The following is a 13,142-nucleotide window of genomic DNA, read 5'->3' as shown; positions in this document are numbered from 1 at the left end:
GCAGCCCGCCATGACCCGGAAGATCATTCCCATAGCGAACGCGAGCAGCAGCGCGAACCTGGGCAGCGGCGAGGAGGTCGGCCTCTACGAGGCCACGAAGAAAATCTACCCCCGCACCGTGCGCGGCATGTTCGCGCGCTGGCGCTGGGCCATGGTCTTTCTCACCCAGCTGGTGTTCTATGGCATGCCATGGGTGGAGTGGGGCGGGCGGCAGATGGTGCTGTTCGACCTCGCGGCGCGGCGCTTCTACATCTTCGGGCTGGTGCTGTACCCGCAAGACCTGATCTACCTCTCTGGCCTGCTGGTCATCAGCGCGCTCTCGCTCTTCCTCTTCACCGCGGTGGCGGGTCGGCTGTGGTGCGGCTATGCCTGTCCGCAGACGGTCTACACCGAGATCTTCATGTGGGTGGAGCAGAAGATCGAAGGCAACCGGGTCGCGCGCATGCGGCTGGACGCCGAGCCGATGTCGCTCGAGAAGCTGGTGAAGAAGTGGTTCAAGCACATCGTGTGGATCGGCATCGCGATGTGGACCGGCTTCACCTTCGTGGGCTACTTCACGCCCATCCGCGAGCTCGGCCTGGCCTTCCTGCAGACGCAGATGGGCTCCTGGGAAGTCTTCTGGGTGTTCTTCTACGGCTTCGCGACCTACGGCAACGCCGGCTTCATGCGCGAGCAGGTCTGCAAGTACATGTGCCCCTACGCGCGCTTCCAGAGCGCGATGTTCGACCGCGACACCCTGATCGTCACCTACGACCCCGGGCGCGGCGAGCCGCGCGCGCCGCGCCGCAAGGGGCCGGACCCGCGCACGATGGCGCTGGGCGACTGCATAGACTGCGGCCTGTGCGTGCAGGTGTGTCCCACCGGCATCGACATCCGCAAGGGCCTGCAGTACGAGTGCATCGGCTGCGGCCTTTGCGTGGATGCCTGCGACACGGTCATGCAGAAGATGGCCTACGCGCCAGGGCTGATCCGCTACGACACGCAAAACGGCATGGAGGCCGGCTGGTCTCGCCGGCAGCTGCTGCGGCGGGTGCTGCGTCCGCGCGTGCTGGTCTACACGGCGATCCTGGCGCTGCTGGTGGCCGGCCTGCTGGCCAGCCTGGTGGTGCGCACGCCGCTGAAGGTCGACGTGGTGCGCGACCGCGCTTCGCTGGCGCGCATCGCCGAGGGCGGAAAGCTCGAGAACGTCTACCGGCTGCAGATCATGAACGCCACCGAGCAGCCGCGGCACTACCTCATCTCGGCCAGCGGGCTGCAGGGCCTGAGCGTGTCGCCCGAGCAGCCGGTGAGCGTCGATGCCGCCCAGTCGCGCTGGGTCGCCGTGCGGCTGCAGGTGCCCTACGGCTCCGCGACGCCCGGCTCGCACACGGTGCACTTCAGCATCCGCGAGGAGGGCGGCGGGGCGCAGGTTTCCGAGAAAGCGGCCTTCCTGGTGCCGCGCTGAAAGGTCTGGAATGAACGCAGCAACCGATTCGACGATGAACGCGCTCGCCGCCGGGGCGGACAAGCCCTGGTGGCGCCATCCGTTGCTCTGGATGGTGATCGGTGGCCCGGTGGCCGTGATGATCGCGAGCTTCGTGACCTTCTGGCTGGCCTGGCGAAGCCCCGATGCGCTGGTGTCGCCGGACTACTACCGCGAAGGCGTCGAGATCAACAAGGCCCTGGCCGCGAAGAAGCACCTTCCCGCGCTGACCGGCCGCAACCACGCGATGACGCCCGCGGAAGACGTGCCCTCCGTGGGCCGGAAGGTCGCGCCATGAACGCGATGCGGCTGGTCGCCGGCATCCTGTGGCCGTCCTTCCTCGTGGCCTGCGGCATGGAGGTGCTGGTGTTCGCGCTGGTCGATCCCATCAACACCTTCTGCGGCGCCGACGCGCTGCGCATGTCGCGCCAGGGCATCTATACCGGTGCTTTCTTCGTCTTCTGGCTGATGGCGGCGGCGTCCAGCGCCTGCACGGTGCTGCTCGCCGGACCGGCCATGCCTGGACAACCCGATGCGCCTGCAGGCACTACCTCCCCATGACTTCCATCGCTCTCGCCCCCGAGCCCGTGCACGCACCACTGCCCCTCGACCTGCTGCGGCAGTTCGACGTGCCCGGGCCGCGCTACACCTCGTACCCCACTGCAGATCGCTTCGTCGAGGCCTTCGGTGCCGACGACTACGTTCAGGCGCTGCGGCATCGCCGCGAGGCCGGCTCCGGGGCGTCGCCGCTGTCGCTGTACGCCCACATCCCGTTCTGCGAGTCGCTGTGCTACTACTGCGCCTGCAACAAGATCGTCACCCGGCACCACGAATGGGGCCGGCAGTATCTGTCGTACCTGGCGCGCGAAGTCGAGTTGCAGGTCGCGCAGCTCGGCCGCAATGCCACCGTGGCCCAGCTGCACCTGGGCGGCGGTTCCCCGACATTCCTCGATGACGCGGAGCTCGGCGAGCTCATGGAACTGCTGCACCGGTCCTTCGCCTTCGTGCCCGGTGGCGAGCGCTCCATCGAGATCGATCCGCGCACGGTCGACAGGCAAAGGCTCGCCAACCTCGCGACGCTGGGCTTCAACCGCCTGAGCTTCGGCGTGCAGGACTTCGACCCGGCCGTGCAGCAGGCCGTGCACCGCATCCAGCCCGCATCGCAGGTCTTCGCGCTGATGGACGACGCGCGCTCGCTGGGCTTCGAATCGATCAACGTGGATCTGATCTACGGCCTTCCGCGCCAGAACGACGCCTCCTTCGGGCGCACGCTCGCGCAGGTCTGCGAGTTGCGGCCCGACCGCATCGCGCTTTACGCCTATGCGCATCTGCCGGAGCGCTTCAAGCCGCAGCGGCGCATTTGCGCCGACGAGTTGCCGGACGCCTCGGCGCGCGTGCGCATGCTGGCGGACGCCATCACGAAGCTCACCAGTGCGGGCTATGTCTACATCGGCATGGACCACTTCGCGCTGCCCGACGATCCGCTCGCCGTCGCGAAGCGGGAAGGGCGGCTGCATCGGGACTTCCAGGGTTACGGCACCCGGCCCGAGGGCGACCTGGTCGCGCTCGGCGTATCGGGCATCGGGCGCGTGGGCGCCACCTACAGCCAGAACGCCAAGAGCCTGGACGAGTACCGCGACCTGCTCGACCAGGGACGCCTGCCGGTGGTGCGCGGCCTTGCGCTGTCACGCGACGATCAACTGCGCCGCGAGGTGATCATGGCGCTGATGTGCCGGGGGCGGGTCGATTTCGATGCCATGGGCGAAGCCTTCGCGGTCGACTTCCGCCGCTACTTCGCCACCGAGTTCGCCGCGCTCGGGACACTGGTCGCCAGCGGCCTGGTGCGCCTGAGCGACCACGACCTCGTGGTGACCGAGCAGGGCTGGTTCCTCGTGCGCGCGGTCGCGATGGTGTTCGACCGGTACTGTCGCTCCAACCGCACGCGTTTCTCCCGCGTGGTCTGAACATGCAACTCGCGCTCGCCGGTGCCGCACTGCTCATGGGCCTTGCCGGCGGGCCGCACTGCGTGGCGATGTGCGGCGCCGCCTCTTCGGCGGTGATACGGATCGTGGCGCTCCCGGCCGCAGGGCAGGGCACCATGCCGGCGCTCGCTGCGCCCGGTGCCTTTCATCTGGGCCGCATCGCGAGCTACGCGGCGGCGGGTGCCGTCGCTGCCGCCAGCGTCGACAGCCTGGCGCTGGCCAGCGCGCAGGTCGCCGCACTGCGGCCGCTGTGGGTGTTGCTGCACGTCTTCGTGTTCGCCTGGGGCGCGATGCTGGCCGTCACGGGGCGGCAGCCGCTGTGGGCGCGGCGCATCGGCCGTTCGCTCGAATCGCGCCTTCGTCCGCATGCGGGCGGCACGGGGCTGGGCGTGCTTGCCGCCGGGCTGCTCTGGGTGGCGCTGCCCTGCGGGCTGCTCTATTCGGCGCTGATGCTGGCCGGGCTCGGCAGCAGCCCATTGCAGGGCGCAGCGCTCATGATGCTGTTCGCGCTCGGCGGCGGACTTTCGCTGTTGCTCGCGCCATGGCTCTGGCAGCGGCTGCGATGGACTGGCGGGGAGGCGCGCCAAGCCTGGGGCGCGCGGCTGGCCGGCGTCCTGCTGGCGGCGGTGGCGGTGCACGCGCTCTGGTCGGACCTTCTTCAGCAGATCGACGTCTGGTGCCGCTGAGGCGGTGGCTGCGGAGTCGGCTCAGCCGATGCTTTCCAGCAGCAGGGCCTGGAGGATGAAGCGCCGGTTGTCGGCCCGCGAGGTCGCTTCGCCAAGCAGTTCCGAAAGCTGGTCGGCCGCGTGGGCTTTCATTGCCGCGCCGTCGAAAACCGGAACGCCGGCGTGTTCGGCGATGCGTTGCACCAGCCCCGGGTCCAGCCCCTGGCATTCCACGGCTTCGTAGAGTTTGCCGAGCATGCGGGCAGTGTGCTGCACCTCCTGCAAGGGGCTGGAGGCAGACAGGCTCGAGCGCATCACGGCCACGTGCGCGCCCAGTTCCTCCGCTGCAAGGCGGAACAGCGCCTGCGCCTCGTCGGACTGCGCCTCGCAGAGCAATCCCAGGTTCTTGCCGCGCAGCAGGGGGCGCGTGGTTCCGCCGAGCGCCGCGCGTTGCAGGATGCGCGCCCGTGAGAGCAGGCTGGCCGCTCCCAACGGGGAAAGTTGGCGCTCGGCCTCGGGGCTGCGGACGGTGTTGGAAGGATGCATGGCAACGGTCAATGTATGACTTGCCAAGGTTAGGGATGCCGGCGGGCGGGTCTTTGATGCAGGTCAAGGCGCGGGGGCGATTGCGGCGCCGTGCGCGGGGCGCCCGCGGTTGATACAAACCGGACACACTGCATTGACCCAGTGTCACATTGGGATTCAAGCCATTGGTATTGCAGTTTCGATGGCTCCCTAGCATCGATTCATCGAAACGCGACAGACCACCAAGGAGTCTCGATGCTCAACACCACCCCCACGAACACCGCGCAGTTTTCCCCGAGCCTGACCCTGCCCGCCGGCAGCCGGGAATGCGCGGGCCGCAACACCATGGACACGCTGAAACTGCTGGGCGAGCAGCTCAAGCCGCAGCGGCGCGTGGTGCACACGGGGGACACGATCTACCAGGCGGGCGAGCGCTTCGGCAACCTCTACATCCTGAATTCGGGCTTCTTCAAGATCGTGAACCTCTCGGCCGACGGGCGCGAGCAGGTGGTGGGCCTGAAGTTCCGCGGCGACTGGCTGGGCTTCGACGGCATCGCCGGCGGACGCTATGCCTGTGACGCGGTGGCCATGGACACCGGCGAGATCTGGGTCGTTTCCTACGAGGCGCTGCTTGCGACCTGCGCCGTGCAGCCCGAGCTCCTCCAATTGCTGCACGCCGCGATGAGCCGCGAGATCGCCCATGACCGCGATTCGCTGATGTCCGTGTGCACGCTGCCGGCCGATGCCCGCGTGGCCGATTTCCTGCGCTACTGGGCGCAGACCCTGGCCGAGCGCGGAATGCGCGGCGACGAGATCACGCTGCGCATGACGCGCGCCGAGATAGGAAACTACCTGGGCATGACGCTCGAGAGCGTGAGCCGCGCGCTGTCGCGGCTGGCGAGGGACAACGTGATCGGCTTCGCGACGAAGGGGCGCCGCGACGTGCAGATCCCCGACGTGGGCGCACTCAGCGCTTTCGTGCAGCGCTGCCTCGCGCCCGCGCCGACCATGCTGCAGTAGGAAGAGCGCCGCGACCGGGCGTCAGATGTGCCCGGCCAGCACCTTCGCCATGGCGCGCGCCAGCTCGGCGCGCGAATAGGGCTTGCGCAGCAGCTCCCAGCTTTGCGGAACCTCGCGATCGGCGTCCAGCAGCTCCGAGGAGAACCCCGACATCAGCAGCACCGCCATCTGTGGAAAGCGCTGCTGCACTTCCGCCGCCAGCCGCGTGCCGCGCATGCCCGCGCCCAGCGCGATGTCGCTCAGCAGCAGGTCGAAGGGGCCTGCTCCCGCATCGAGGGCGGACAGGGCCTGGTCGGCGGTGGTGGCCGAGACCACTTCGCAGCCCAGCGCGGCCAGGAAGGCTTCGACCACCTTGCGGACTTCTGCGTCGTCCTCGACCAGCATCACCCGCAGTCCGGCGGGGAGTGCTTCGCTGCCCGGAAGCTCTTCCATGGCGACGGGTGCGTCCGACTCTTCTTCCTCCGGCTCCTGCTGCCGCGGCAGGTAGAGCGTGACCGTGGTGCCCAGGCCCACCTTGCTGTCGATCGACACGGCGCCGCGCGACTGGTTGACGAAGCCGTACACCGTGCTCAGGCCCAGGCCCGTGCCGCGCCCGGCTTCCTTCGTGGTGAAGAAAGGCTCGAAGGCGCGCTCCTTCACGTCGTCGGGCATGCCTGTGCCGCTGTCGGTGATGGAGATCGCGACGAAATGCGTGGTGCCGTCGCTGCCGGGATTGTTTTGCTCGTTGCGCAGGTCCGTCGGCAGCGCGTCGCAGATGCCGGTGCGAAAGCGCAGCGTGCCACCCTCGGGCATGGCGTCGCGTGCGTTGATAGCGATGTTGAGCAGCGCCGACTCCAGCTGGCCCGGATCGGCCATGACCAGCGGATGGCCAGGTGCCGTGTCGATCTCGATGCGGATGCGCTGGTCCAGCGTCCGGCGCAGCATGTCGGCCAGCGAGTGCAGAAGCGCATGCGTGTCCACGGCGGCGGGCTGCAGCACCTGCCGCCGCGAGAAAGCCAGCAGCTTGCCGGTGAGTTCCGCACCGCGCCGCGATGCCCGGGCGGCGGCAGCCAGCAGCCGCTGTCCGTGGCTGCTATGCGCCAGCTCCGGCAGTTCCTCGAGGACCTGCAGGTTGCCCTGGATGACGGTCAGCAGGTTGTTGAAGTCGTGCGCGATGCCGCCCGTGAGCTGGCCGACGCTCTCGAGCCGCTGCGCATGGTTGAGCGCCTCTTCCGTCTGCACGCGCTGCAGGCTGGTGGCGAGCAGGCTGGACAGCGACTCGAGAAAGCGCACCTCCTCATCCCCGAAGCGCCTGGATTCCCTGGAGCGCACCGACAGCATGCCGATCACGCGCCCCCGGTCCGACAGCGGCACGGCGAGCGCGCTGACCAGGCCGGCGTCGATGTAGGCCGCAGGCACGCGAAAGCGCGCTTCGTCGGCGTAGTCGGGCACCACGACGGGCCGGCCCTGCGAGAAGACGAAGCCCGGCGGAGTGTCCGGGCGGTTGGCGACGTGCGCGCCGATCTCCTCGCCCGGTACCAGCCCGACACCGCTGGCCACGCGGAATTCGAGGCGGTTGCTGTCGAGCAGCCAGACCATCGCCACCTCGACCTCCAGTGCCCGGGTGATGATCTCCGGCACGTGCTGCAGCACCGCCTGCAGGTCTCGCGTATCGACCGCCAGCCGCCCGAGCTGGGCCAGATGCTCGCTGTAGCGGGCGCGCTGCAGCGCCTGCTTCACGCGCGGGTAGGCGCCGATGTCGCGGATGGCGGCAACGACGAAGGGCAGGCCATGGCTCTGCAGGGGACTGAGGGCGATCTCCACCATCACTTCGCTGCCGTCCTTGCGCTTGGCCGCCAGTTCCATGTGCGTGCCCATGGGGCGAGGGCGCGGAGCACGACCGTAGGCCTCGCGGTACGAGGCATGGCGCGGGCGGATGCTGTCCGGTACCAGCTCCTCGACGTTCAGCCCGAGCAGTTCGCCCTCCGGGTAGCCCAGCAGCGCGGCCGCCGAGGGGGTGGCGAGCATGATGCTGCCGGACTGGTCCACGAGCAGCAGCGAATCGGGATAGGCCACGAAGAGCGAACGGAAGACGCTGCTTTCGTCGATGCCCGAGGGCAGGCGCCGGATGGGCGCGCCGGGCGCCTCGGGCAGCGCAGGGGGGCTGTCCGAAGGGTCAGCCATGGGACACCGGCGGCACCAGCATGTAGCCCGCGCCTCGCACCGACCTGATGAGCTGCGGATCGTCCGCGTCCGACTCGATCTTCTTGCGCAGCCGGCCGACCTGCACGTCGATCGTGCGGTCGAAGGGCATGGCTTCGCGTCCGCGTGTCTGCTCCAGCAGGAAGTCGCGCGAAAGCACGCGACCTGGATGCAGGGTGAAGACGTGCAGCAGGTCGAACTCGCCGCCGGTCAGCACGACGCTCTCGCCCTGCGGGTTGCGAAGGCTGCGCGAGCCTGTGTCCAGTTGCCAGCCTGCAAAGCGCAGCTTGCCGGCAGACGCCGGCTGATTCGCTACAGGTGCCGGCGTGGCAGGCGCCAGCCGCCTGAGCACGGCCTTCACGCGGGCCACCAGCTCGCGCAGGTCGAAAGGCTTGGTGACGTAGTCGTCCGCTCCCACCTCCAGGCCCACCACCTTGTCGACCGCGTCGCCGCGCCCGGTGACGATGATGAGGCCGCAGCGCCAGCTCTCGCGCATGCGGCGGGCGATGGTGAATCCGTCTTCGCCGGGCAGTCCGAGGTCGAGCAGCACGAGGTCGGCGGGGTCGGTTTCCATCAGCGCCGTGAGAGCCCGCCCCTCATGCACCTGGCTGACGCGGAAGCCATGCCCCTGCAGGTAGCCGGCCAGCAGTTCGGTGATGTCGGGTTCGTCGTCGAGAACCGCGATGTGGGGTGTGTTTTTCATGCGCTGGCGAGGAAATTCAGCACGAGTTTCCTGGGTGTTCCGGTCTCGCTTGAGCGTAGCACGCACCGTGCGCCGAAGCACCTGCAACAAGCCATCCGCCGCCCGCCATGCTGCCCGGCAACGGCGAGACCGCATTGACCTGCATCAAAGTCCGCGACCCGTGCCGTCAGCAGAATCGCCGGCACTGTTCAAGAGGTATGAATGCAATCCCTGCTTTACTCCGGCGTCCTGGATCTTCCGTGGTGGGGCGTGCTGCTGGCCGCGCTCGCGCTCACGCACGTCACCATCGCGTCCGTCACCATCTTCCTGCACCGCCACCAGGCGCACCGCGCGCTCGAGTTGCACCCCGCGGCGAGCCACTTCTTCCGCTTCTGGCTCTGGCTGACCACCGGCATGGTGACCCGGGAGTGGGCCGCGGTGCACCGCAAGCATCACGCGAAGTGCGAGACCCCCGAAGACCCGCACAGCCCGCAGGTGCACGGGCTCAACCGCGTGCTGTGGGGCGGGGTGTTCTATTACATGCGCGAGGCGCGGCACGCCGAGACCCTGGAACGCTACGGCCACGGCACGCCCGACGACTGGCTGGAGCGGCATCTCTACTCGAAGCACAAGATCCTGGGCATCGTGCTGATGGGCGTCGTGGACATGGCGCTCTTCGGCGCCGTGCCGGGCGCGCTGGTGCTGCTCGTGCAGATCGCGTGGATCCCGTTCTGGGCGGCCGGCGTGGTCAACGGCATCGGCCACTACTGGGGCTACCGCAACTGGCCGGCCCGCGACGCCAGCACGAACATCTTTCCGGTCGGCATCCTGATCGGCGGGGAGGAACTGCACAACAACCACCATGCCTTTCCGGCCTCGGCGAAGCTTTCGAGCAAGTGGTTCGAGTTCGACATCGGCTGGCTCTACATCCGCACGCTGCAGGCGCTGGGCCTGGCCCGCGTGAAGCACGTGGCGCCCACGCCGCGCCTGGTCGCGCCCAAGGCGAACGTCGACCTGGCCACGGTGCAGGCGATCATCCGCTGCCATTACGACGTGCTGTCGAACTACACGCGCTCGCTGAAGAAAGCCTGCGTGGCCGAGCTCGGCCGACTGCGCGGCATTTCGCCGGAGGCCGCGCGCGCCCTGAAGGCCGTCAAGCCCTGGCTCGGCAAGGACCAGGGCCTGCTCGGGCCCTCGCGGCAGCGACAGGTGATGCAGGCGCTGAAGGCCTCGCACGCGCTGGCCACGATGTATTCGATGCGCGGCGAGTTGACCGCACTGTGGAGCCGTTCCACCGCCACGGGCGAACAGCTCGCCAGGCAGTTGCAGGACTGGTGCCAACGCGCGGAGGCGAGCGGCATCGCGCCGCTGGCGGATTTTTCGCGCCGGCTGCGCTCCTATGCCTGACTGGCCGGGGAGGGCGACACGCGCATTCCTTGTGCCATATCAAGGGAGGTGCGCCCCACGGCGCATAAGGTATTCACGTCACCCTTTTCCGAGGTAGCCCATATGTCCAAGGACAGCTTCTCTACAACCACATCCACGACCCCGGTCTGCGTCGCTGGCGGCAGCCTCCAGGCCCTGCTGGACTGGGAGGTTGCCGTCGCCAGGAGCATGCTCCTCGTGCAGCGCCAGCAGCTGGAAATGATGTTCGCCTGGCAGCGCTCGGCCACCGCCGTACTGTGCGAATTCCGGGACCAGTGGGTCTGCCGCTTCGGCGGCGGCGTGCCGCTGGACGGCTAGGCGCCGAGGCAATCCGCCCGTAATTCCTTTCCGGCGCCGGGACGCGGCGCGCCAGTTCGCGAGGAGTCCATTCATGAACTACAGAACCATCCTTGTGCACCTGGACCATTCGGACCGCAGCCCCGTGCGCGGCGCGGTGGCGGCCCGGTGGGCGCGGGCGCAAGAGGCCCATCTGGTCGGCCTCGTTCCCACGGGCCTGCATGACGGCGTGATTCCCGCCGATGCCATCGCCACCGGCATGAGCGACTACATCGCCGAGTCGGCCGACTACCTGCGCCGTCGCGCCGAGGCCATCGCGCGCGAGTTCCGGGCGGGCATCGCGGCCTCGGGCCCCCTGTCGTACGAGGTGCGGCTGGCCGACGGCGCCACGGTGGATGCGGTCGCAAGGCACGGCCGCGCGAGCGATCTCGTCGTGCTCGGGCAGGACGACGATTCGACCCGGAAGGACACCACGGTTCGCGCGCTCGCCGAGCAGGTGCTGATGGAAGCAGGGCGCCCGGTGCTGGTCGTGCCCTCAGCCGGCGATGCGTTCGAACGGGTGCCGAAGGACGCCATCGTGGCCTGGGACGGCTCGCGCGAGGCGGCCGTGGCCCTGCGGGCTGCGCTGCCGGCGCTGCGCAACGGCGTGCGCGTGACGCTCGTGTCGCTGCGCCATCCCCGCGGCGAAGACGACGCGCGGCGGCTGCTGGTGCCGGACATGATCCAGTACCTGTTGCGGCATGGCGTGAATGCGCGCGCCGAGTCCGGCGTGACCGAGGCCAGCTTCGCGGACGCGCTGTTGTCACGGGTGTCGGAACTGGGCGCGGATCTTCTGGTGATGGGCGGCTACGGCCATTCGCGATTGCGCGAGCGGATCATGGGCGGCGTCACCCGGCAGATCTTCTCGCAGATGACGGTGCCGGTCCTGATGGCGCATTGACGCGCGGCCGGCTCCCGTCAAAGGGCCTCACTGGCTCGCAAGCTCCCCGCTGGGCAGCGCGAAGCGCTCGTGCTCGGTCTTCGCGCTCTCGGGCGCGCGCACCAAGAGCACCGGCACGGGTGACATGCGCAGGATGTGTTCGGCGCTGCTGCCCATCACCCAGCGGCCGATTCCACGGCGCCCGTGCGTGCCGATCACGATCAGGTCGGCCTTCCAGGACTGCGCCTCGGCGATGACCTGGTCGTGGACGGTGCCCCTGAAGCTGTCGAGCAGCACGACGTCGGTTTCGACGCCCTCCCGGGCTGCCATGGCACGGCCGTCCTCGAGCAGCTTGCGCGCATTGCCGCGCAGTTCTTCCAGCCAGCTGCCGGCATAGCCAGCGTAGGCGTCCATCGACAGCGCGAACGACAGCTCGTCGATGACGTGCGCCAGCCGCAGGCGTGCGCCCGTGAGCTTCGCGAGATGAATGGCTTCCGCCAGGCCGCGGCTGGCAGTGGAACTGCCGTCGACGGGAACAAGAATTCGCTGGTACATGGCACGACTCCGGAAGGTTGAAAGAGTCGGTCCAGTATCCGGACGGGCGCCTCGCACGGCTTGATATCGATCAAAACGCGCAGCTCCCCGGCAGGAGCGGCCTTGATCTGGAACAAGCCCGCGAGCGAAGAAAGCGCGACCCTCGGGGCATGCACAGGAAGACTCTCATGCCCCACGCCACCATCCGCATCATCCGCCAGGAGCACGCCGCGCTCGCCGCCATGCTCCGGTCCATCGTCATGCTGCTCGAACAGCACCGCAAGAAGGGCACGCTGCCCGACTTCGCGACGCTCAGGGCCATGCTCTTCTACGTGGACGAGTTTCCCGAGAAGCGCCACCACCGCAAGGAGACCGAGCTGCTGTTTCCCAGGCTGCGCGCCCGCACGCCGATCTCGCGCGAGCTGCTGGACAGGCTCGACAGCGACCATGCCAAGGGCGAACGCCGGATCCGCAACGTGGAGCACGCGCTGCTGGCCTTCGAGATGCTCGGCGATCCGCGGCGCGAGGAGTTCGAAAGAACCGTCGGCGAGTACGTCGATTTCTATCTCGACCACATGGCGCTGGAGGAGCGAGAGATCCTGCCGCTGGCCGAGCGGGTGCTGACCGAGGACGACTGGCGCGACCTGGACAACGCCTTCTCGCAGAACCGCGATCCGATGACCGGGCACGTGCCCGATCTCGAATACAACGCGCTCTTCACGCGCATCGTCAACATCGTTCCAGCTCCCATTGGGCTGGGGCCGGCGCTCTGAGTTGCCGGCAGCGTGCGCCGCCCGGCCAAGAGGGCTTCAGCTCGATTGCGGCGACAGCGTCACGGGGCGCACCACGGCCTGTGGGCCCTCCGCTTCGCGCACGGCGTTGCCGAAGGCCTGCAGCCGCGCCGCGCAGCTGCCGTCGTCCACCTCGCGCATCGTGACCGAGGAACTCAGGATCGGCGCGCGGCCGAGAATCCTTGCGATCTCGGCGGCCGCGTTCGGCGCTCCCTGTCCGCCCATCACCGAGAGCACGGCGACATCGGGAAGCCGGGCGCGCTGGCGTGCGACGAAGCTGCGCATGGGGCCGGCGAGCTGCAGCATCCAGATCGGCGACACCAGCACCACGGCGTCGAAGTCGCCCGGCGGCGGGCCGTCGTAGCGGATGGCTGGCTCGCGGCGCAGCAGGGAGTCGATCACGCAGCGCAGGCTGCCCAGGCCGCCCGCGCGAGGCCGCGTCTCGGTGATGTTCGCGAGCTGCCAGTTCTGCTGGCTGCACAGCAACTCCGCGACGCGGCGGGAAGTGCCGGTGTAGGAATAGACGATCACCAGGACGTTGTTCATGCTTGCCTCTGCTGCGTTCATGGAAACCCAATGTAGGCAGCGGGCGGGCCCGATGCCTTGCGCTGCATCAAGGGCCGGTGCGGTGCGCGCGGCGACCATCCTTGCATCGGGGG

Annotated in this window: 15 protein-coding genes; 10 read left to right on the top strand and 5 right to left on the bottom strand. The window is 68.7% G+C overall.

Going from position 1 to position 13,142, the window contains the following annotated elements; genetic code table 11:
* Positions 1–10: 10 nt before the first annotated feature.
* The 5 genes from ccoG to ACAM57_RS15835 are packed head-to-tail and all read left to right on the top strand — an operon-like array spanning position 11 to position 4,130.
* On the top strand, positions 11–1,444 hold the full coding sequence (gene ccoG / locus ACAM57_RS15855; RefSeq protein ID WP_369662324.1) for a cytochrome c oxidase accessory protein CcoG: 1,434 nt from the start codon (positions 11–13) through the stop codon (positions 1,442–1,444).
* Positions 1,445–1,454: 10 nt separating this feature from the next.
* Positions 1,455–1,760 (top strand): FixH family protein, encoded by a 306-nt coding sequence (locus ACAM57_RS15850; protein ID WP_369662323.1) that lies wholly within the window; start codon positions 1,455–1,457, stop codon positions 1,758–1,760.
* Positions 1,757–2,023, top strand: a complete 267-nt coding sequence (locus tag ACAM57_RS15845) for a hypothetical protein (RefSeq protein ID WP_126019816.1) — start codon at positions 1,757–1,759, stop codon at positions 2,021–2,023. The genes ACAM57_RS15850 and ACAM57_RS15845 overlap by 4 nt, the downstream gene beginning before the upstream one ends.
* A complete protein-coding gene (hemN, locus tag ACAM57_RS15840) occupies positions 2,020–3,426 on the top strand; it encodes an oxygen-independent coproporphyrinogen III oxidase (RefSeq protein ID WP_369662322.1) in 1,407 nt (468 codons plus the stop codon). Before ACAM57_RS15845 ends, hemN begins: the two co-directional genes overlap by 4 nt.
* A gap of 2 nt (positions 3,427–3,428) precedes the next feature.
* Positions 3,429–4,130: a sulfite exporter TauE/SafE family protein gene (locus ACAM57_RS15835; RefSeq protein ID WP_369662321.1), complete on the top strand. Its 702-nt coding sequence runs from the start codon at positions 3,429–3,431 to the stop codon at positions 4,128–4,130.
* A gap of 21 nt (positions 4,131–4,151) precedes the next feature.
* On the opposite strand, the gene ACAM57_RS15830 is transcribed toward ACAM57_RS15835, so the two are convergent.
* On the bottom strand, positions 4,152–4,655 hold the full coding sequence (locus tag ACAM57_RS15830) for an ornithine carbamoyltransferase (RefSeq protein WP_369662320.1): 504 nt from the start codon (positions 4,653–4,655) through the stop codon (positions 4,152–4,154).
* A gap of 234 nt (positions 4,656–4,889) precedes the next feature.
* On the opposite strand from ACAM57_RS15830, the gene ACAM57_RS15825 reads away from it, so the two are divergent.
* Positions 4,890–5,654 (top strand): Crp/Fnr family transcriptional regulator, encoded by a 765-nt coding sequence (locus ACAM57_RS15825; protein WP_369662319.1) that lies wholly within the window; start codon positions 4,890–4,892, stop codon positions 5,652–5,654.
* Positions 5,655–5,675: 21 nt separating this feature from the next.
* On the opposite strand, the gene ACAM57_RS15820 is transcribed toward ACAM57_RS15825, so the two are convergent.
* Complete coding sequence (locus ACAM57_RS15820; RefSeq protein WP_369662318.1) at positions 5,676–7,817, bottom strand: GAF domain-containing protein; 2,142 nt, start codon at positions 7,815–7,817, stop codon at positions 5,676–5,678.
* On the bottom strand, positions 7,810–8,538 hold the full coding sequence (locus ACAM57_RS15815; protein WP_369662317.1) for a response regulator: 729 nt from the start codon (positions 8,536–8,538) through the stop codon (positions 7,810–7,812). The genes ACAM57_RS15820 and ACAM57_RS15815 overlap by 8 nt, the downstream gene beginning before the upstream one ends.
* A gap of 201 nt (positions 8,539–8,739) precedes the next feature.
* Here ACAM57_RS15815 and ACAM57_RS15810 point away from each other — a divergent pair, with 201 nt between their 5' ends.
* The 3 genes from ACAM57_RS15810 to ACAM57_RS15800 all read left to right on the top strand — a co-directional run bounded on the left by ACAM57_RS15810 (position 8,740) and on the right by ACAM57_RS15800 (position 11,179).
* Positions 8,740–9,924: a fatty acid desaturase gene (locus ACAM57_RS15810; protein WP_369662316.1), complete on the top strand. Its 1,185-nt coding sequence runs from the start codon at positions 8,740–8,742 to the stop codon at positions 9,922–9,924.
* A 102-nt stretch (positions 9,925–10,026) separates the two neighbouring features.
* Positions 10,027–10,260, top strand: coding sequence for a hypothetical protein (locus tag ACAM57_RS15805; protein ID WP_369662315.1), 234 nt, complete (start codon positions 10,027–10,029; stop codon positions 10,258–10,260).
* A gap of 73 nt (positions 10,261–10,333) precedes the next feature.
* Positions 10,334–11,179, top strand: coding sequence for a universal stress protein (locus ACAM57_RS15800; RefSeq protein ID WP_369662314.1), 846 nt, complete (start codon positions 10,334–10,336; stop codon positions 11,177–11,179).
* A gap of 27 nt (positions 11,180–11,206) precedes the next feature.
* On the opposite strand, the gene ACAM57_RS15795 is transcribed toward ACAM57_RS15800, so the two are convergent.
* Complete coding sequence (locus tag ACAM57_RS15795) at positions 11,207–11,713, bottom strand: universal stress protein (protein WP_369662313.1); 507 nt, start codon at positions 11,711–11,713, stop codon at positions 11,207–11,209.
* Between the two features lie 167 nt (positions 11,714–11,880).
* Here ACAM57_RS15795 and ACAM57_RS15790 point away from each other — a divergent pair, with 167 nt between their 5' ends.
* Complete coding sequence (locus ACAM57_RS15790) at positions 11,881–12,465, top strand: hemerythrin domain-containing protein (protein WP_369662312.1); 585 nt, start codon at positions 11,881–11,883, stop codon at positions 12,463–12,465.
* Between the two features lie 36 nt (positions 12,466–12,501).
* Here the strand turns inward: ACAM57_RS15790 and ACAM57_RS15785 are convergent, their stop codons facing one another.
* A complete protein-coding gene (locus tag ACAM57_RS15785; protein ID WP_369662311.1) occupies positions 12,502–13,029 on the bottom strand; it encodes a flavodoxin family protein in 528 nt (175 codons plus the stop codon).
* Positions 13,030–13,142 lie beyond the last annotated feature (113 nt).

The sequence above is a fragment of the Variovorax sp. V15 genome, from assembly GCF_041154425.1.
Taxonomy (GTDB): Bacteria; Pseudomonadota; Gammaproteobacteria; order Burkholderiales; family Burkholderiaceae_C; genus Variovorax; species Variovorax guangxiensis.
Note: the sequence above shows the minus strand (reverse complement) of the source record. Positions and strands in the feature narration are given on the sequence as shown.